This window comes from Enterobacter sp. DN (assembly GCF_046054285.1).
GTDB classification, from domain to species: Bacteria; Pseudomonadota; Gammaproteobacteria; order Enterobacterales; family Enterobacteriaceae; genus Enterobacter; species Enterobacter hormaechei_C.
This window is the reverse complement of sequence record NZ_JBJJTG010000005.1, coordinates 309419-328185: the sequence shown is the minus strand read 5'-3', so window position 1 is coordinate 328185 and position 18767 is coordinate 309419. Positions and strand designations below refer to the sequence as shown.

Below are 18767 nucleotides of genomic sequence, written 5' to 3'. Positions count from 1 at the left end.
GGTTCTCCTGAATTTAGCGTGAAGGCAGCCCGACGCTGGCAATCTCTTCTTCCGTCAGCGGGCGATATTCCCCTGGGGCCAGGTCTGGATCGAGTTCAATCGCGCCGATACGTTCACGATGCAGCCCCACAACGTGGTTGCCCACGGCGGCAAACATCCGCTTCACCTGATGGTAGCGGCCTTCACTGATGGTCAGACGGACGTCCGTGGGGGTGAGGATTTCCAGCACCGCCGGTTTGGTCAGATCCTTTTCATTATGCAGCTGAACGCCTTTCGCGAATTGCTCTGCCGTGTCATCCGAGACCGGAGACTCAAGCATCACCCGATAGGTTTTCTCAAAGTGATGGCGCGGGGAGGTGATGCGGTGCGACCACTGGCCGTCATCGGTCATCAGCACCAGGCCGGTAGTATCGATATCCAGTCGCCCTGCCGCATGCAGCTTGTGCGCCACAGGTTCGTCGAGGAAATAGAGCACCGTCGGGTGATCCGGATCGTCCGTTGAACAGACGTAACCTTCCGGTTTGTTGAGCATGAAGTAGCGCGGGCCATTCTGCTGGGTCAGCGGGTTGCCGTCATACTCCACCTGGTGCTCAGGCTGGAGTTTAAAAGCGCTGTCTTTCACAATGTCGCCGTCCACGGTTACGCGGCTGGCGCGAATTTCACGCCCGGCAATAGCGCGGCTTACGCCGAGTTGCTGAGCGATAAACTTATCAAGTCGCATGAAATCTTTTTAGCCTTAATGGTGCTGGAAGTCGGACTACGCGTCCGAAAAAGAAGCAGTCAGAAACAGTTCAGTATAATGGTCTGGTTGCGCCACTCAAGGGAAAAAGTTTCGTGGCATACTATATGCGAGTTAACTGAATAGAGAAGCCATGACGTTCACATTACGCCCCTATCAGCAGGAAGCCGTTGATGCCACCCTCGCCTGGTTTCGCAAGCATCGGGAGCCCGCCGCCATCGTTCTCCCGACCGGAGCCGGTAAAAGCCTGGTGATTGCCGAACTGGCGCGCCTGGCCCGCGGACGCGTGCTGGTGCTGGCGCACGTCAAAGAGCTGGTGGCGCAAAACCACGCCAAATATTGCGCACTCGGCCTGGAGGCCGACATTTTTGCCGCCGGACTGAAGCGCAAAGAGAGCCACGGAAAAGTGGTGTTTGGCAGCGTACAATCCGTTGCGCGCAACCTGGAACTGTTTCGCAGCGAGTTTTCCCTGCTGATTGTCGATGAGTGTCACCGCATCAGCGATGACGACGACAGCCAGTATCAGCAAATCCTCACTCATCTGAAAAAGGTGAATCCTCACCTCCGTCTGCTTGGCCTCACCGCCACGCCGTTTCGTCTGGGCAAGGGCTGGATTTATCAGTTTCATTATCACGGCATGGTGCGTGGCGATGAAAAGGCCCTGTTCCGCGACTGTATCTATGAGCTTCCGCTGCGCTACATGATCAAGCACGGCTACCTGACGCCGCCGGAGCGGCTGGATATGCCCGTCGTGCAGTACGATTTCAGCCGCTTACAGGCGCAGAGCAACGGGCTGTTCAGCGAGGCAGATCTTAACCATGAGCTGAAAAAACAGAAGCGGATCACGCCGCATATCATCAGCCAGATTGAAGAGTTCGCACAAACGCGCAAAGGGGTGATGATTTTTGCTGCCACTGTCGAACACGCGCGCGAAATTACGGGGCTGCTGCCCGCCGACGACGCGGCGTTAATTACCGGTGAAACCCCCGGCCTGGAGCGCGACAGCCTGATTGAGGACTTCAAAGCTCAGCGGTTCCGCTATCTGGTGAATGTCTCCGTACTAACCACCGGCTTTGACGCCCCGCACGTCGACCTGATTGCGATTCTTCGCCCGACGGAATCCGTCAGCCTGTATCAGCAGATTGTTGGCCGCGGGCTGCGTCTGGCGCCGGGCAAAACCGACTGTCTGATCCTTGATTACGCCGGTAACCCGCACGATCTCTATTCGCCGGAAGTCGGCACGCCAAAAGGCAAGAGCGACAACGTGCCCGTTCAGGTTTTTTGCCCTGCCTGCGGGTTTGCCAACACCTTCTGGGGGAAAACCACCGCCGACGGCACGCTGATCGAACATTTTGGCCGCCGCTGTCAGGGCTGGTTTGAAGACGATGAAGGCCATCGCGAACAGTGTGACTTCCGCTTCCGCTTCAAAAACTGCCCGCAGTGCAATGCCGAAAACGACATTGCCGCCCGCCGCTGTCGAGAGTGCGACACGGTCCTGGTTGACCCGGACGACATGCTGAAAGCGGCGCTGAAGCTGAAAGATGCGCTGGTGCTGCGCTGTTCCGGCATGGCCTTACAGCCCGGCGCGGATGAAAAAGGCGAGTGGCTAAAAATTACCTACTACGACGAGGATGGCGCAGACGTCAGCGAGCGGTTCCGGGTTCAGACGCCCGCCCAGCGCACCGCGTTCGAGCAGCTCTTTATCCGCCCGCATACCCGCACGCCTGGCGTACCGCTGCGCTGGCTAACCGTGGCCGATATCGTGCGCCAGCAGGCGTTACTGCGCCATCCTGATTTTGTTGTCGCCCGCAAAAAAGGGCAGTTCTGGCAGGTGCGTGAGAAGGTCTTTGACTATGAAGGACGCTTTCGCCGGGCAAACGAATTGCGCGGTTAACGGGACTTTTCGTTGATGCGCGAGCCATTTGAGTATAAAATGCCGCCCGCTTCACATCCGTGAGGCAGAACACTCACCTGCTGCTGGGTCGCCTGTAGTAGGGTTTTAAATACAGAGAGAAATCAATGTTCACTATCGAAGCAGAAGTACGTAACGTGCAGGGTAAGGGTGCGAGCCGCCGCCTGCGTACCGCAAACAAGTTCCCGGCTATCGTTTACGGTGGCGAAGCTGCTCCAGTTGCTATTGAACTGGATCACGACAAAGTATGGAACATGCAGAACAAAGCTGAATTCTACAGCGAAGTTCTGACCATCGTTGTTGACGGTAAAGAAGAAAAAGTGAAAGTTCAGGCTGTTCAGCGTCACGCGTTCAAGCCAAAACTGACTCACATCGACTTCGTTCGCGCGTAATCGCAAACCTGTCGAGAAAAACCCCGCGTTTGCGGGGTTTTTTTATGGCTGTTACTTACCGCCTGAAGTGCGACGCTGAAGCTGGTCGCGCAGATTCGGCGGTGTGCCTTTAATGGTCAGCGTGTCGGTGGCCGGGTCCCAGAAGATACGTTCCCCGAGCAGCATGGCATCAAAGTTAATGGTTAACCCACCGCCGCTACCGGCAAATTTCGTCAGCTGACGCAGCGTACTGCGATCCGCCGGGAAGCTCTCTTCCAGCTCATAGCCTTTTTCCGCAGTAAATTCCTGGAAGCTGACTTCGCTGACGCCTGCCAGCTCTTTGGACAGCGACTCCAGCTCAATCTCTTCTCCAGCCTGTAACTGCTCGTTGCAGTAGCTGTAAACCTGCTGACGCACGGTCTGACGCTCAGATTTATCAAGCTGCGCCTCAGCCGTAAAGTCATCCACCGCCTGGAGGAGACCTTTGTTCTGCGCTTTGGCATTCAGCCCTTCGCTGGCGCCGAGGAAGTCCATAAAGAAATCCGCCACTTTGCGGCCCACGCGGCCTTTAAGGAAGGTCAGATAGCGCGTTGATTCCGGGTTGGTTTCCCATTCGGTTAAATCGATACGCGCCACAATATCCGCATGGTTGATATCCAGGTAGTGCGTTGAGCTGATATCCAGCTGCTCGTTCACGCGCATACTGCTTAAGTTATTCAGCACGGTGACCAGCAGATACTCTACCGCCAGATAGCGGTAGTGGCAGAACAGGACGATACCGCCATCGGCGAAGGGATATTTCGCCAGCTCGTCACGCAGACGGCCAGTAGCAGCGCGGCTGAATGCCAGGAAATCCTCTTCGCCCTGACGTTGCAGGCGCAGGCTATCCGCCAGTTCGCTCTCTTCGCTGAACAAGCCATAGGCTTTATTTTTCGCGCTGTAGACGCGATGCAACTCCGCCATCATCTCGACAACGGTAGGCGTTGGTTCCAGTAACGAATCGCGCAGCACCACTTCAAGGGTTTGCTCATCACGCTTGATAAGCTGGTGCAAGGCAATCTGGTTGATTTCCAGACTCATGATAAACTCTCCTTTTAGACCGGGCGGTATTCAACCACCACCAACGCATGTGTGCAACAGAAGATAAAAAAGGGGAAAAAAAGCTGTTGCTACGGTAATATGTCGCCCTTCTCTCAACAAACTGATTTTGATTTATGCCACAACATTCCCGCTACAGTGACGAACACGTTGAACAATTGCTCAGTGAGCTGGTCAACGTACTGGAAAAACATAAAACGCCAACCGATCTCTCCCTGATGGTTTTGGGAAATATGGTTACCAACCTGATCAATACCAGCGTTGCTCCGGCTCAGCGTCAGGCGATCGCCAAATCTTTCGCCCAGGCTTTGCAGTCCTCCGTTAGCGACGACCAGGCACACTAAGGGAAACGAACAACAGTTTATGGTGACGAATCGTCAGCGCTACCGTGAAAAAGTCTCCCAGATGGTCAGCTGGGGGCACTGGTTTGCCCTGTTCAACATTCTGTTGGCGATGGTGCTCGGCTGCCGTTATCTGTTTGTGGCGGACTGGCCAACCACGTTAACCGGGCGCATCTACTCGTGGATGAGTCTTGTTGGTCACTTTAGCTTTCTGGTCTTCGCCACCTATCTGCTGATCCTGTTCCCACTGACGTTTATCGTCATGTCGCAGCGGCTGATGCGCTTCCTGTCCGCCATTCTTGCGACGGCGGGCATGACGCTGTTGCTGATCGACAGCGAAGTCTTTACCCGTTTCCACCTGCACCTGAATCCTGTCGTCTGGGAGCTGGTGATTAACCCGGATCAGAACGAGACCGCGCGCGACTGGCAGCTGATGTTTATCAGCGTGCCGATTATCCTGCTGATCGAAATGCTGTTCGCCACGTGGAGCTGGCAAAAACTCCGCAGTCTGACCCGACGCCGCCATTATGCGAAGCCCGTCGCGGCGCTCTTTTTCGCCTCATTTATCGGTTCGCACCTGATGTATATCTGGGCAGATGCGAACTTCTACCGCCCGATTACCATGCAGCGCGCGAACCTGCCGCTCTCCTATCCGATGACGGCGCGTCGTTTCCTCGAAAAACACGGCCTGCTGGACGCGCAGGAGTATCAGCGTCGTCTGGTCGAACAGGGTAATCCGGAAGCGGTCAGCGTGCAGTATCCCCTGAGCGATCTGAAATATCGCGACATGGGCCGCGGTCAGAACGTGCTGCTGATTACCGTCGATGGCCTGAACTATTCCCGCTATGAGAAGCAGATGCCAGCGCTGGCTGAATTCGCTGAGAACAACATCGTATTCACTCAGCATATGAGCTCCGGTAATTCGACCGACGCGGGTATTTTCGGCCTGTTCTACGGCATTTCACCGAGCTATATGGACGGCGTGCTGTCGGCCCGTATTCCGGCGGCATTGATTACCGGGCTTAATCAGCAGGGCTACCAGCTGGGGCTGTTCGCCTCTGATGGTTTCAACAGCTCGCTGTACCGCCAGGCGCTGCTGTCTGATTTCTCACTGCCCGCCGCGCAGAGCCAGTCTGACGATCGGACCGCTGACCAGTGGATAGACTGGCTGAAGCGCTATGCGCAGGAAGATAACCGCTGGTTCTCCTGGGTTGCGTTTAACGGCACAACGCTTGATGACAGCAATCAGAAAGGCTTCGCGCGCCGCTATAGCCGTGCGGCGGGCGATGTCGATGCGCAGATCGGCCGCGTGCTTACCGCCCTGCGCGACGCGGGCAAGCTGGATAATACGGTCGTGATTATCACGGCGGGGCATGGCGTGCCGCTCGGCGACGAGGCAAAGGGCATGGAGTGGTCGCGTCCGAACCTGCATGTTCCCCTGGTGATCCACTGGCCGGGCACTCCCGCGCAGCGCATCAACATGCTCACCGACCATAAAGACGTCATGACCACGTTAATGCAACGGCTGCTGCACGTCAGCACACCGGCAATTGAGTACTCGCAGGGACAAGACCTCTTTAGCGCCACGCGGCGTCATAACTGGGTCACGGCTGCTGGCGGAAACACGCTGGTGGTGACCACGCCGACGTTGTCCCTGGTGCTGAACAGCAATGGCAATTACCAGACGTATAACCTCGAAGGTGAGAAGCTGAAAGACCAGAAGCCGCAGCTCAGTTTGCTGTTGCAGGTGCTGACAGACGAGAAGCGCTTTATCGCTAACTGATTATTTATGAATCAGTTAGCGTTGCTTGCCCCTTGCATTCAAAAAGGAATCGAGTAGTATTCCTTTTATGCGTCGGCACGTAGCGCAGCCTGGTAGCGCACCGTCATGGGGTGTCGGGGGTCGGAGGTTCAAATCCTCTCGTGCCGACCAAAACTACACAAAAAAACCAGCCGCTTATGGCTGGTTTTTTATTGCCTGTCTCCGCATGCGCAATGCTTAGTGTTTTTCACGCCCACCGAGAAAGAAAATCCCCAGCGGAATCGCCAGCAGGACGGTGAACACCAGGCTGTAAACAAAGATCATCGCCGATTGCAGGACAAACATGCTGGTTGTCCAGGCAGAGAGCGGGATGTTGTACTGCTCAATCACACCGACAATGGTTGCTCGCCCCACGCATGCAGCAGCAATCATAAACACAACCAGTAACGCCAGCAGGAACTTGCGGCCTTCAGGTGTCTTCAGTTTTTCCCGTACCATCTCCCCTCCCTTTACAGATGAATAACAATAATTAACGCGTAAAATAACACGATTGCCGCATCGACTCCAACACAGCATTAAACACCAATAAATGAACATAAAAGCAGTGCATTACTCCATTTAAAATGAAAATATGAGTAAATTGCGCCAACTATTCACGTGCTATATGTTAGTCTTTCCAGGATCGTTTTAACAAAAAGGAATGACAGTGAAAAACGCACCTAAATTTGCCATCGCCCTCATCGCCGCTGCGTGCGCCAGCAGCAGTGCTTTCGCCAGCGAAACCCAGAAAGAGCAGCCGCTGGAAAAAGTTGCTCCGTATCCGCAAGCGGACAAAGGGATGAAGCGCCAGGTTATTCAGCTCCCGGCTCAGCAGGATGAAGCAAATTTCAAAGTTGAGCTGTTAATCGGCCAGACGCTGGAAGTGGACTGCAACCAGCATCGTCTGGGCGGCCAGCTGGAAAGCAAAACGCTGGAAGGCTGGGGCTATGACTACTATGTCTTCGACAAAGTAACCTCGCCAGTCTCCACCATGATGGCGTGCCCGGACGGCAAGAAAGAGAAGAAATTTATTACCGCGTATCTGGGTGATAACAGTCTGCTGCGCTATAACAGCAAGCTGCCGATCGTCGTATACACGCCGGAAAACGTGGATGTGAAATATCGCGTATGGAAGGCGGATGAGACGGTAGGACAAGCGGTAGTTCGTTAATAATAAGTCGGGTGGCGCTCTCGCTTACCCGACCAGGAAAGGGTGCGTTCTGGTGCCCTCACCCCAGCCCTCTCCCTCAAGGGAGAGGGGGCCGTCTTTGTGGGGAACCCTCAGCCCACCGGGAGAGGGAGAAAACACTAAAAACGGTAACGGATGTTACCGTTTTGCGTTTACCTTACAGCGCGATATCCGCTACCGGCTTGCTTTCCGCCTGAGGCTTCAGCTCTGCCTTTGGCGCAGAATCCGCAGCCTGCGGTTTGACGTATTGCAGTTGCAGAACGCGGCTGGTGTATTCCAGCTCTTGTTCCGTGGCTTCAACGTTACCGTTCAGCTTCGTACCGTAGGATGGAATAATGGTTTTCAGCTTCGCCTGCCATTCCGGGCTGGATACTTTATCCTTAAACACTTTTTCCATCAGGTGCAGCATGATTGGCGCAGCGGTAGACGCCCCCGGAGATGCCCCCAGCAGCGCGGCAATGGTGCCATCCTTATCGCTTACCACTTCGGTGCCCAGACGCAGCACGCCGCCCTCTTTCGGATCGCGTTTGATAATCTGCACGCGCTGACCCGCCTGCCACAGACGCCAGTCTTCTTTCTTCGCCTGCGGATAGTACTCTTTCAGCGCCTCGAAGCGTTCTTCATCAGAGAGCATCACCTGGCTAATCAGGTATTTCACCAGATCGAAGTTATCCAGCCCCACGTCCATCATTGGCTTGACGTTTGACGTCGTGGTCGCGCTCAGCAGATCCCACAGGGAACCGTTTTTCAGGAATTTGGTGGAGAATGTGGCGAACGGCCCGAACAGCACTACGCGCTTACCGTCCAGCATGCGGGTGTCGATATGCGGAACGGACATCGGTGGTGCGCCCACAGAGGCCTGACCGTACACTTTAGCCAGATGACGGTTAACCACTTCCGGGTTTTCCGACACCAGGAACTGGCCGCCGACCGGGAAGCCCGCGTAGTCGTCCGCTTCCGGAATACCGGACTCCTGCAACAGTTTCAGCGCCGCGCCGCCCGCACCGATAAACACGAACTTCGCCTTAATCACATGCTCGGCTTCGTTGTTTTTCAGATCGGCAACGGTCACGCTCCAGCTGTTATCCGCGTTGCGCTTGAAACCACGCACTTCGGAGCTGAGTTGCAGGTTAAAGTTCTCTTTTTTCTTCAGAGAGGACACCAGCTGACGGGTGATTTCACCGTAGTTAACGTCAGTACCAATTTCAGTGCGGGTCGCCGCTACTTTCTGGTTCGGATCGCGGCCTTCCATGACCAGCGGCGCCCACTCTTTGATTTGAGCGTGATCTTCAGAGTATTTCATCCCGCGGAAAAGCGTGCTCTGTTGCAGGGCAGCGTAGCGCGCGCGCAGGAAGTTGACGTTTTGATCGCCCCACACAAAGCTCATGTGCGGTACGGTGTTGATGAAGGAGTGCGGATTGTGCAACACACCGCTGTTCACCTGGTGAGACCAGAACTGACGTGAGATCTGGAACGCTTCGTTGATCTCTACCGCCTTCTCGATACTAATGGAACCGTCCTTTTTCTGCGGCGTATAGTTCAGTTCCATGAGTGCCGAGTGCCCCGTCCCGGCGTTGTTCCAGCCGTTAGAGCTTTCCTGTGCCACGCCATCGAGGCGCTCGACCATGGTCATGGACCAGTTCGGCTCTAATTCCTGAAGATACGTTCCCAGCGTGGCGCTCATGATGCCGCCACCAATTAAAAGGACATCCGTTTCCTGCTCTTTTGGTGCGTCAGCCTTCGCCGCCATCGAGACGACGTTCAGCCCCACGGCCAGAGAAAAGAGCACGGCAGTCATTTTTTTCATCATTTATGCCTTAGTTGAATAGTGCTTGATGCGTGGAAATTACAGGTGAAACACGCTGCGGTGGCACGGTAGCAACTTTTAAATATTGTTTAAAGGTTACGAAATTATTGTAATTGTGAAATTTAATGATGGATTGTTTGTAGGGATTTGGCAGACAGGCTGGCACCCGACGATTTTCCTGGCTATCATGCTGCACTTTGTGATCGCGCGCACGGAAGCCTGCCCCTACCAGCGAATTGTTATGTCATTACCCCACTCGTCTGTACCTCAAGAAGGCCATGTCGCCACTGTTTTACGTTCGCCTCACCGTCTGATGCGCGAAACCCTGGCCGGTGTGATTACCGCGCTGGCGCTGATCCCGGAAGTGATTTCGTTTTCCGTGGTCGCGGGCGTGGATCCGAAAGTGAGCCTTATCGCCTCCGTGGTGCTCTGTTTCGCCCTTTCCCTGCTCGGCGGGCGTCCGGCCATGGTGACGGCGGCGGCAGGTTCCGTCGCGCTGGTGATTGGGCCGATGGTCCATCAACACGGCGTACAGTACATTCTGCCCGCGGTGGTGATGGCAGGCGTGATTCAGATCCTGTTCGGCGCGCTGGGTATGGCGCGGCTGATGCGCTTTATTCCCCAGTCGGTGATGACCGGGTTTGTTAACGCCCTTGGCATTTTGATTTTCTTTGCCCAGGTGCCCCATTTCTGGAGCCGAAGCCCGCTGATTGTGGGCCTGTTCGTGCTGACGCTGCTGATTGTGCTCTGGGTGCCACGCTATATCAAAAGCGTGCCCTCCCCGCTGATTGCCATTGTGCTGCTGACTTTGTTCACCGTCACCAGCGGGCAAATCCTGCCGACGGTAGGGGATGAAGGTTCCATGGGCGGCGGTTTGCCGGGCTTTACGCAACTGCTGGTGCCGCTCAATCTGGAAACCCTGAGCATCATCTGGCCGTGCGCGCTAAGTATCGCTTTCGTTGGCCTGCTGGAATCCTTGTTGACGGCAAAACTGGTGGACGAGCTGACCGCTACCCCCTCCAGTAAGCGCCGCGAGAGCATCGGGCTGGGCGTGGGCAATATTATGGCCGGGTTCTACGGCGGCATTGCGGGCTGCGCGATGATTGGGCAGACCATCGTTAACGTGGAGATGGGGAAAGGCAGAAGCCGTATCTCCACCCTTGCGGCGGGCATCGTACTGCTGGTGCTGGTTACAGCGCTCAGCGAGGTGATGGCCAAAATCCCGATGGCGGTACTGGCGGGTATTATGGCCATTGTGGCCGTCAAGACCTTTAGCTGGCATAGCGTTCAGCCCGGAACGCTGAAAAACGCGCCGGTGGCTGAAACCGTCGTGATGCTGGTGACGGTTGTGGCAACGGTTTTCACCGGCAACCTGGCGATTGGCGTGCTGGGCGGGATTGTGATGATGTTCATCCTCCCTGCCCGACTTAAGCAAAAAGTGCTGGCTACAGAAGAAAAATCGTCGCCAGTCCAAGAAAAATAAAGAAACCGCCGGTATCGGTAATGGCGGTGATCATCACGCTCGACCCCACCGCGGGGTCGCGCCCCAGCCGGGTCATGGTCAACGGGATAATCACGCCCATCATCGCCGCCACCAGCAGGTTCAGCACCATCGCCAGCATCATGACCCCGCCCAGCGCCATATCATCATACAGCCACCAGGTAATGCCGCCCATGATGCCGCCCCAGACCAGGCCATTAATCAGCGCGACGCCCATCTCCCTGAAAATCAGCCACGAGAAATTACCCGGCTGAATGTTTTCCAGCGCCAGGGCGCGAACGATCATGGTGATAGTCTGGTTGCCGGTGTTCCCGCCGATCCCCGCCACAATCGGCATCAGCGACGCCAGGGCCACCAGCTGGGAAATAGTATGTTCGAAGCCGTCAATAACGCGGGACGCCACGAACGCGGTGCATAAATTGATGGCGAGCCACGCCCAGCGCGTTTTGACGGCCTTGCCGACGGAGGCATGAACGTCATCTTCGGCACTGATCCCGCCAAGGGCACGCAGGTCGTTATCGGTCTCTTCATAGACCACGTCAACGATCTCATCGATGGTCAGACGCCCCATCAGCTTGCCCACCGAATCCACCACCGCCGCGCTCACCAGGTCATCACGTTCGAAGGTACGCGCCGCTTTTTCGGCATCGTCTTCCGGCGAGAAGACCATCGGCTCGGTTTCCATGACCTCACTCACCCGCTGCTGGGTGCTGTTCAGCAGGATCGTTTTCAGCTCCAGCTCCCCGAGCAGAGTTTTATCCCGCGAGGTGACGAACAGTTTATCGGTGTTGTCCGGCATACTGCCCAGGCGACGAAGATAGCGCTGCACCGTACCCAGGGTGACGTCCGGGCGCACGGTGATGACGCCAAACTCCATGATCGCGCCGACGCTGTTTTTCTCGTAGTGCATCACCTGACGCACGCGCGCCCGCTCTTCAGCAGGCAGGGAAGCCAGCAGGCGTCCGGTCAGGTTGCGCGGAAGATGCTGAACGAGGTAAATCTGCTCATCGATATCCAGCGTTTGCAGGGCGTCAAGGATGTCCCGGTCGCTCATCTCATCGATAAGGTCATCCCAGACGTTTTCCGAGGCTTCAAGCAATACCTGACCGCGCTCGTGATCCTGCACCAGCCGCCACAGGGCGTGGCGCTCTTCGGAAGGCAATGCCTCCAGGGTGTCCGCCAGGTCCGGGGGCGGTAAATGTGCAACCAGCGCACCTACCTCAGCAATATCGTCGGCCAGCGTGCCGACATCATATTGCTCAGCCAGGGTTAGCTTACCCAATAACGTTGACGTAACCGCTTTATCGGTCGTCAGGAGCCAGATGAGCCGCGCACGCTCCTGGTCACGCTGCCTGGCGCTGTTTTTCTTTAATACCGACATCAATCATAAATCCATTAAATGAGTTGGCGTTAAGCATAGCGCGGGGATATGTAAATAAGAATAAACGGCGGGTCGGGATGGAGAAAAAAACGGCATATATGAAAAATTAGTGTGCCGGGCGCCACCCGGCACAATTGCAATCAGGCCGTACGCGCCACCGCGTCCCGTGACGCCGCATCGCGCTCATCGCCGGTCAGCTCGCTCAGCTTGCCGTCGCGCATCTCCAGCAGACGGTCGGCGTGAATGAAGTAGTGATCGTCATGGCTGATGGCAAAAATGGTTTTTCCCATCGCCTGCATCAGCGGCAGCAGGACCTGATAAAACTCGCGACGGAAGTGCGGGTCCTGATCGGCGGCCCACTCATCCAGCAGGATGATGTCACGCTCCTCGGCCAGGGCCAGCAGCAGCGCCACGCGCTTCTTCTGCCCTTTCGATAGTTTGAGATTCAGGATTTTGCCATCCTGTAGCTCCAGCTTGTGCGACATTTGCAGGTGCGCAAGCCACTTCTCCACCAGCGCCGGATCCGCCTGCTGCCCTTCCGGTCCCAGCAGCCGGTCGAACAGCCAGACGTCGGTAAATACCGCCGAGAAGAGCTTGCGGTAGTCCTCCGGTTTCTCCGCGCTCAGCGCTTTACCATCCAGCAAAATTTCACCCGCCTGCGGCTGGTAGAGGCCCGTCAGCAGCATCGCCAGCGTAGATTTGCCGCTGCCGTTGCCGCCGATAAGGAACAGCAGTTCGCCGCGATGAATGGTCAGGTTTATCGGCCCTACGGAGAAGGCGTTATCCTGATAGCGGAAGGTAACGTTACGCAGCTCCAGCGTTTGCCAGTTCGGGAAGGCCTGCGGGCGCGGGAACTCAGCCTTAAACGGCGCAAGGTCGAATTTCTTCAGCTTGTTGAAGGCAACCTGAGCGCTCAGCAGCGTCGGCAGTGCGCCAACGGCCGACAGCAGCGGCGTGCGTAAAAACAGCAGCGTCAGGGAGTAGGTTGCCGCCACGTTGGTATCCGCCCACCCCAGGCTGTTCGCCATCCAGAACACCAGGCCAATCGCGCCCAGCATCATGATGTTGGACCAGTTAACGGCGCTCAGGTGGAACGTATCGGCGCGGATAATATGATGACGATATTCGTGCGCATCCGGGATATAAAGATGGTTGAAGATATGCTCGGCACGCTCGCGGTTCAGCGTCAGCTCTTTGCGCCCTTCCAGCACCGTCTGATAATCGTTATAGAGCTTGTCTTCCGTTTCGCGCAGCACCGCCATGTGCTTATAGACGCGTGATACCAGCAGGAATCCGCCCCAGATGGTAATAACAATCCACAGCGCCGTTACCGCCAGCATTTTGCTGGAGAGCCAGGCGAGATAGGCTGCCGAGCCAAATGTCAGGATGATCCCCTGCACCAGCTCCGGCAGGCGCACAAAGGCGATGGTAATGGCGCGCACATCGCTGGTTAGCCCCGCCAGCAGAGAGGCACTTCCCAGCTGCTCGATGCGTTCCACCTGAGTATCAAGGATCCGTTTGATGAACTCACTGCGCAGACGGAAAACGAAATGGTGGCCGAGGGCGGTCAGCGCCAGCTGTGACCCGAGCGTGACTGCCATCAGCAGCAGCAGTAAACCCAGAAATTCCGGCAGGACGGAGAGTGACGTATCGACCATTTCGATCAAACGCACGTTAATGAAGGCAATCAGGCCGATCCCCAGCGCCGCGCTGGCAAGGCTTAACGCCATCACCGCGATAAAAGGCCAGCGATACTGCCGCCAGACAAGAAGAAGTAGTTGCATGCAGAGCAATCCGGACAAGAAAAATCAGCCAGCAGTGTAAACTGCCTTTCACACACATCAAGAATAATTCTTATTTTTATTCTCTGTATGCCGCCTGACGGAACGTGAGGTTGTAGCGAAATGCCCCCGCCACCGGGTGATCGCCAGGTTTAAGCGGCTGAATACCGTGGTAAAAAAGCCGTGATTCACCGCCCCAGACCACCACATCACCATGCTCCAGCATCAGCCGTTTGAGCGGGTCATTGCGCCGCAGGCCGCCAAACTGAAAGACAGCGGGCAGCCCAAGGGATACCGAGACGATCGGCGCGCGCAGGTCTGGCTCGTCCTTATCCTGATGCAAGGAGAGCTTTGCCCCAACGGCATAGCGGTTGATAAGACAGGCATCGGGTCGAAAATCAGGATAGCCGGCCGCCACGGCGGCGTCATGACACAGCGCCTGAAACGCCTCCGGCATCGGCGGCCACGGCTGATCCGTCAGCGGATCGTTCGCGGCATATACATAGCCCCGCTCATTCGTCGCCCATCCCAGTTCGCCACAGTTGGTCATCGCCACGGACATGGTATACCCGCCCGGCGTAACCATATGGCGAAATGGCGAACAAGCGGAAACGGCATCAATACCGTCGAACAGCGCCGCCGCGCGGGAAAGCGCGAAGCGTCTCAGGATCGTCGCCCCCGGCGCGAGCGGCTCGTGCCAGGGTTCAGCATCAGCAAAAAGATCGAGCATTATCCCTCCGGGTTGTTCGCCTCACGTTTCAACAATAGCATCTTACGCGCTGCTCCCCAGCGATAACCCGACAGCGCACCGTCGTTACGCACCACGCGGTGACAGGGGATGACTATCGCCAGTTTGTTGGCACCGCAGGCCCCCGCCACGGCACGTATGGCATTGGGTTTACCAATGGCCTTCGCCACCTGCTGATAGCTTGCCGTTTCACCGCAGGGGATATCCCGCAGCGCCTGCCAGACCTGCTGCTGGAAGGCGGTACCACGGATATCCAGCGGCAGCGTCAGCGGCGTCGCGCGGCTGTCGACAGAGGCAATAACCTGCCGAACACGCCCGGCAAACGCGCCTTCCATCGGTTCACGGACGGCAAGCGGAAACAGTGACAGCAGCTCAGCCGTCAGCCCGGCGTCGTCATCACCCAGCAGTATTGCGCAGATCCCGCGCTCGCTTTCCGCCACCAGACAGCGGCCCAGCGAGCAGTCACTGATGGCATAGCGGACCGCAGCCTCTCCGTTGCGGTACTGTTTTGCCGTCATGCCCAGCGCGCCGTTGGCTTTACGGTAGTAGCTGCTGCCGTCCGGAAAGCCAGCGGCCAGTACGGCGTCGGTGATTTTACCGCCCTGTGCAAGCAGGGTGCGCAGGCGTTGTTCACGCGCGGCCTGCTGCCATGCTTTCGGCGTCATGCCGGTGACGGATTTAAACAAGCGGTGGAAATGGAACGGACTCATGGCAACCTGCTGCGCCAGTGCCTCCAGGTTCAGCGCGGCATCCTGTTCAAGCAGTCGACAGGCCAGCGCAATGTTGGCCTTTTTCTGCGCCATAGGGTCGACCTGGTCCGGCCTACAGCGCTTACAGGGGCGGAAACCCGCCTGCGCGGCCTGGTGAGCATCAGGATAAAAGCAGACATTTTTACGCAGCGCGTGGCGGGCGCGGCAGGACGGGCGACAATAAATGCCGGTCGTCTGCACGGCAAAGACAAACTGGTTATCCGCACGCGGATCGCGGGCCAGTACGGCCTGCCAGCGATCCTCATCGGTAAGATAGGTTGTGTTCTTCATTATCGGCTCCTCTTACAAGCATACGCTCAGCTTGCCTGAACGCCACCGAACAAAAACCCGCAACCTTGCTTTTTAATTTTTTTCGCTCACCAGGAAGCTGTTGAACTGCGGCGAACTCCAGGTTTTAAATCCGTCAGCCTCTTTGGTGATCATATAGACGGCCAGCCCTTCCTGACGCACCACCTCTTTGGCCTTCTCCGTGCCGAGCACCATCAATCCAGTATCCCAGGCATCCGCTTCCAGCGCGGTTGGGGCTATCACCGTCACGGACACCAGGTTGTGGGTGATCGGGCGTCCGGTTTGCGGATCAATCACGTGCGAGATACGTTTGCCATCCAGTTCGTAATAGTTGCGGTAGCTTCCGGAGGTGCTGATACCATGCCCGTTGATGTCGACAATCGCCTGCACCGCGTTCTGCTGATCGGTTGGTTTTTGGATGGCCACTCGCCACGGCCTGCCGCTGGCGTTCATGCCCCGGCTGACGAGCGCGCCCCCGACGGAAACCAGATAACGGGGAATGCCTTCCTGCGCCATCAGGGCCGCGAGATGATCCGCAGCATACCCCTCGCCTACCGTGGAGAGATCCACAAACAGGTCGGGAATATCTTTTTGCAGGTATTGCTGACCGTACTGGGAGATCACCGCCAGATGCTGTAACCCTGTACGGGCGCGGGCGTCGTCGATGGCGGCTTGATCGGGTGTGGTCACCGGCTGCTTGTTGGGGCCAAATCCCCACAGGTTCACCAGCGGCCCCACGGTCACATCCATTGCGCCGTTGGTTTTGTAGCCCACGCGCATGGATTCCGTGACGATATCGGCCATCGCTTCGCTCACCGGCCACAGCGAGGTGCTGCTGGAGCGATTGAAACGCATCAGCGCTGAGTCATTTTTATAGGTAGAGAGTAGCTGATCGTCGGCATCCAGCTGCGCCTGAATTTTACCGCGTAATTCTTCAGCGCGGGATTTATCAATATCCATCACGCTGACGCGCCAGAAGGTCCCCATGGTTTTCCCTTCCAGCACCGTCGCGGCGGGTGCGTCGATTTTTGCGGGCTGTGTGGAAGAGTCACACGCGGTCAGGAGTAAAAAAGTCGCCAGAACGCTGGCGCGTAAAAAAGTCATATCCATTGGTTATTATCCTCATGCCAGGGCGGCAAGAGTACACTAAAACAGCGTATTTGTAAGACCCTAAAAAAGCATGAAAAAAGGGGCCTGTCGGCCCCTTTGTCGCTGTATGAGCAATTAGAACTGGTAAACCAGACCCAGCGCGACGATATCGTCAGTACCGATACCCGCTGCGCGAGTGAAGTCGTTCTCATCAACCAGGTTGATTTTGTAATCAACGTAAGTGGACATGTTTTTGTTGAAGTAGTAAGTCGCGCCAACATCAACATATTTCAGCAGATCCTGGTCGCCGTAGCCGTTTTCCAGGTCCTTACCTTTAGATTGCAGGTATGCCACGGATGGACGCAGACCGAAGTCGAACTGATACTGCGCAACCACTTCGAAGTTCTGCGCTTTGTTAGCCCAGCCCAGGTCGCCCGCACGGGTCGCGTTGTAAGTCTGAGTATACTGTGCAGCCAGGTAGATGTTGTTCGCGTCGTATTTCAGACCACCGGTATAGGTCTCTGCGCGATCGCCTTCACCGTAGTAGCCCGCAGCGTTCTGGTCAGCAGTACGTTTAGAACTGGTGACTGCCGTACCGATAGCGAAGCCTTCGCCCAGATCGTAGGTCAGAGAGCCGCCGTAGCCATCACCGTTCTGACGCAGCGCGTCACGACCGTTGTTGGTCTGGCCTTCGCCGCTTGCGCTGCCGTTTTTACCCTGGTACTGCAACGCGAAGTTCAGACCATCAACCAGACCGAAGAAGTCCTGGTTACGGTAGGTCGCGAAGCCGTTACCACGCTGCTGCATGAAGTTGTCAGAACCGTAGGTGTCGCCGCCGAATTCCGGCAGAACGTCGGTCCAGGAAGTCACATCGTAAACAACGCCGTAGTTACGACCGTAGTCGAATGAACCCGCATCGGCGAATTTCAGACCTGCGAACGCCACACGCGTCCATGAGTTGTTTTCGTTCTCACCAGAGTTACCCTGGATCTGGTATTCCCACTGGCCGTAACCGGTCAGCTGGTCGTTAACCTGAGTTTCGCCTTTGAAGCCCAGACGCATGTAGGTCTGGTCGCCGTCTGCACTGTCGTCATCAGAGAAATAGTGCAGACCATCCACTTTACCGTACAGATCTAATTTGTTGCCGTCTTTGTTATAAATTTCAGCCGCATTTGCTGCGCCTGCCACCAGCAGAGCTGGTACCAGGAGGGACAGTACTTTAACTTTCATTTTATTAACCCTCTGTTATATGCCTTATTATTTACCACTGCTTACTGGTCAACCCTCTTAACCAGTCGGCAAGTTCATTCTCCTCAAAAATGCAGAATAATCCAACAGGAATATGATACGAAAACTTTGAAGATGTTTCACTTTACCATCAACATGTTTCAATTTGTAAATTTGAAGGAACTTTTACAGAGCATAAATAGTTTAAAAATATAGCACGGATAATCAAAACAAAAATATATTCCATTAAATACAAACGATTAGCTTAAAAAACAGTACAGCACTGAATGACAAAAAAATTCCCTTCAACACCACTAAAATAACTCTCGCTATCATCATTAACTTTATTTATTACCGTCATTCAGTTCTGAATGTCTGTTTATCCCTAATTGAACCGGATGCTTCGCATTCGGTTTTTTTTTACCTTTCTTTACGTCAGCCTACATTTTATGTGCTACCCCTCAGAAATGATAACGACTATTAACTAAATCCAGATTCCGGCTTTCGCTGAATTCTTTTTTATGCTATTGAAATTAATTTCTTGTTTATTCGTGCTATTTTCCCGCCGGTGCGATCGCGTATTTATACATTTCACGGGGTTTTGTACACCTTTCATCCGGGGACGTTGAAGCCGGTTACCCGGATAAAAAGTCAAGGTCATACCGTTAACGACGCTGGAAATTCAGTTATTACCCTTTATACTGCCCTATCCCATTACCGCGCG

At 55.6% G+C, this 18767-nt stretch carries 16 protein-coding genes and 1 tRNA gene; 7 read left to right on the top strand and 10 right to left on the bottom strand.

The features are described from left to right. Window positions 1-13: 13 nt before the first annotated feature. Window positions 14-721: a 16S rRNA pseudouridine(516) synthase RsuA gene (gene rsuA / locus ACJTMZ_RS14675; protein ID WP_032669465.1), complete on the bottom strand. Its 708-nt coding sequence runs from the start codon at window positions 719-721 to the stop codon at window positions 14-16. A gap of 151 nt (window positions 722-872) precedes the next feature. On the opposite strand from rsuA, the gene ACJTMZ_RS14670 reads away from it, so the two are divergent. Continuing rightward, window positions 873-2633: a DEAD/DEAH box helicase gene (locus tag ACJTMZ_RS14670; protein WP_032103232.1), complete on the top strand. Its 1761-nt coding sequence runs from the start codon at window positions 873-875 to the stop codon at window positions 2631-2633. 125 nt (window positions 2634-2758) lie between these two features. Then, window positions 2759-3043: a 50S ribosomal protein L25 gene (rplY, locus tag ACJTMZ_RS14665; protein WP_015572298.1), complete on the top strand. Its 285-nt coding sequence runs from the start codon at window positions 2759-2761 to the stop codon at window positions 3041-3043. A gap of 51 nt (window positions 3044-3094) precedes the next feature. On the opposite strand, the gene yejK is transcribed toward rplY, so the two are convergent. Next, window positions 3095-4102 carry a nucleoid-associated protein YejK gene (yejK, locus tag ACJTMZ_RS14660; protein WP_017693031.1) on the bottom strand — a complete coding sequence of 336 codons (1008 nt, stop codon included), beginning with the start codon at window positions 4100-4102 and terminating at the stop codon, window positions 3095-3097. A gap of 134 nt (window positions 4103-4236) precedes the next feature. Between yejK and ACJTMZ_RS14655 the strand changes: the two genes are divergently transcribed. From ACJTMZ_RS14655 to ACJTMZ_RS14645, 3 genes are all read left to right on the top strand, one after another. Continuing rightward, window positions 4237-4464: a YejL family protein gene (locus ACJTMZ_RS14655; RefSeq protein WP_001135586.1), complete on the top strand. Its 228-nt coding sequence runs from the start codon at window positions 4237-4239 to the stop codon at window positions 4462-4464. Between the two features lie 19 nt (window positions 4465-4483). Beyond that, window positions 4484-6244 carry an LPS biosynthesis-modulating metalloenzyme YejM gene (gene yejM, locus ACJTMZ_RS14650; protein ID WP_017383404.1) on the top strand — a complete coding sequence of 587 codons (1761 nt, stop codon included), beginning with the start codon at window positions 4484-4486 and terminating at the stop codon, window positions 6242-6244. Window positions 6245-6317: 73 nt separating this feature from the next. Further along, window positions 6318-6394: transfer RNA gene (locus ACJTMZ_RS14645), tRNA-Pro, on the top strand. Window positions 6395-6460: 66 nt separating this feature from the next. Here the strand turns inward: ACJTMZ_RS14645 and ACJTMZ_RS14640 are convergent. Then, complete coding sequence (locus tag ACJTMZ_RS14640) at window positions 6461-6721, bottom strand: DUF2534 family protein (RefSeq protein ID WP_006811332.1); 261 nt, start codon at window positions 6719-6721, stop codon at window positions 6461-6463. A 202-nt stretch (window positions 6722-6923) separates the two neighbouring features. Here ACJTMZ_RS14640 and eco point away from each other — a divergent pair, with 202 nt between their 5' ends. Further along, window positions 6924-7433 (top strand): serine protease inhibitor ecotin, encoded by a 510-nt coding sequence (gene eco, locus ACJTMZ_RS14635; RefSeq protein WP_032609713.1) that lies wholly within the window; start codon window positions 6924-6926, stop codon window positions 7431-7433. Window positions 7434-7608: 175 nt separating this feature from the next. Here eco and mqo read toward each other — a convergent pair whose 3' ends face one another. Continuing rightward, entirely contained in the window at window positions 7609-9258 is a 1650-nt protein-coding gene (gene mqo, locus ACJTMZ_RS14630) for a malate dehydrogenase (quinone) (RefSeq protein WP_252010754.1), read from the bottom strand. Between the two features lie 187 nt (window positions 9259-9445). On the opposite strand from mqo, the gene ACJTMZ_RS14625 reads away from it, so the two are divergent. After that, window positions 9446-10741, top strand: a complete 1296-nt coding sequence (locus ACJTMZ_RS14625) for a SulP family inorganic anion transporter (protein WP_252010755.1) — start codon at window positions 9446-9448, stop codon at window positions 10739-10741. Here the strand turns inward: ACJTMZ_RS14625 and mgtE are convergent. The 6 genes from mgtE to ACJTMZ_RS14595 form a co-directional block, all read right to left on the bottom strand. Continuing rightward, window positions 10704-12140: a magnesium transporter gene (gene mgtE / locus ACJTMZ_RS14620; RefSeq protein WP_006811337.1), complete on the bottom strand. Its 1437-nt coding sequence runs from the start codon at window positions 12138-12140 to the stop codon at window positions 10704-10706. The two genes, ACJTMZ_RS14625 and mgtE, sit on opposite strands and share 38 nt — an antisense overlap. Before the next feature lie 140 nt (window positions 12141-12280). Next, window positions 12281-13924, bottom strand: coding sequence for a multidrug ABC transporter permease/ATP-binding protein (locus ACJTMZ_RS14615; protein WP_017383408.1), 1644 nt, complete (start codon window positions 13922-13924; stop codon window positions 12281-12283). A 76-nt stretch (window positions 13925-14000) separates the two neighbouring features. Next, window positions 14001-14651, bottom strand: a complete 651-nt coding sequence (gene alkB, locus ACJTMZ_RS14610; RefSeq protein WP_015572292.1) for a DNA oxidative demethylase AlkB — start codon at window positions 14649-14651, stop codon at window positions 14001-14003. After that, complete coding sequence (gene ada / locus ACJTMZ_RS14605) at window positions 14651-15709, bottom strand: bifunctional DNA-binding transcriptional regulator/O6-methylguanine-DNA methyltransferase Ada (RefSeq protein ID WP_047636913.1); 1059 nt, start codon at window positions 15707-15709, stop codon at window positions 14651-14653. The genes alkB and ada overlap by 1 nt, the downstream gene beginning before the upstream one ends. Window positions 15710-15781: 72 nt before the next feature. After that, window positions 15782-16837, bottom strand: coding sequence for an FAD:protein FMN transferase ApbE (gene apbE, locus ACJTMZ_RS14600; protein ID WP_015572290.1), 1056 nt, complete (start codon window positions 16835-16837; stop codon window positions 15782-15784). Between the two features lie 114 nt (window positions 16838-16951). Next, window positions 16952-18046, bottom strand: a complete 1095-nt coding sequence (locus tag ACJTMZ_RS14595) for a porin OmpC (protein WP_023304135.1) — start codon at window positions 18044-18046, stop codon at window positions 16952-16954. Window positions 18047-18767: the final 721 nt, after the last annotated feature.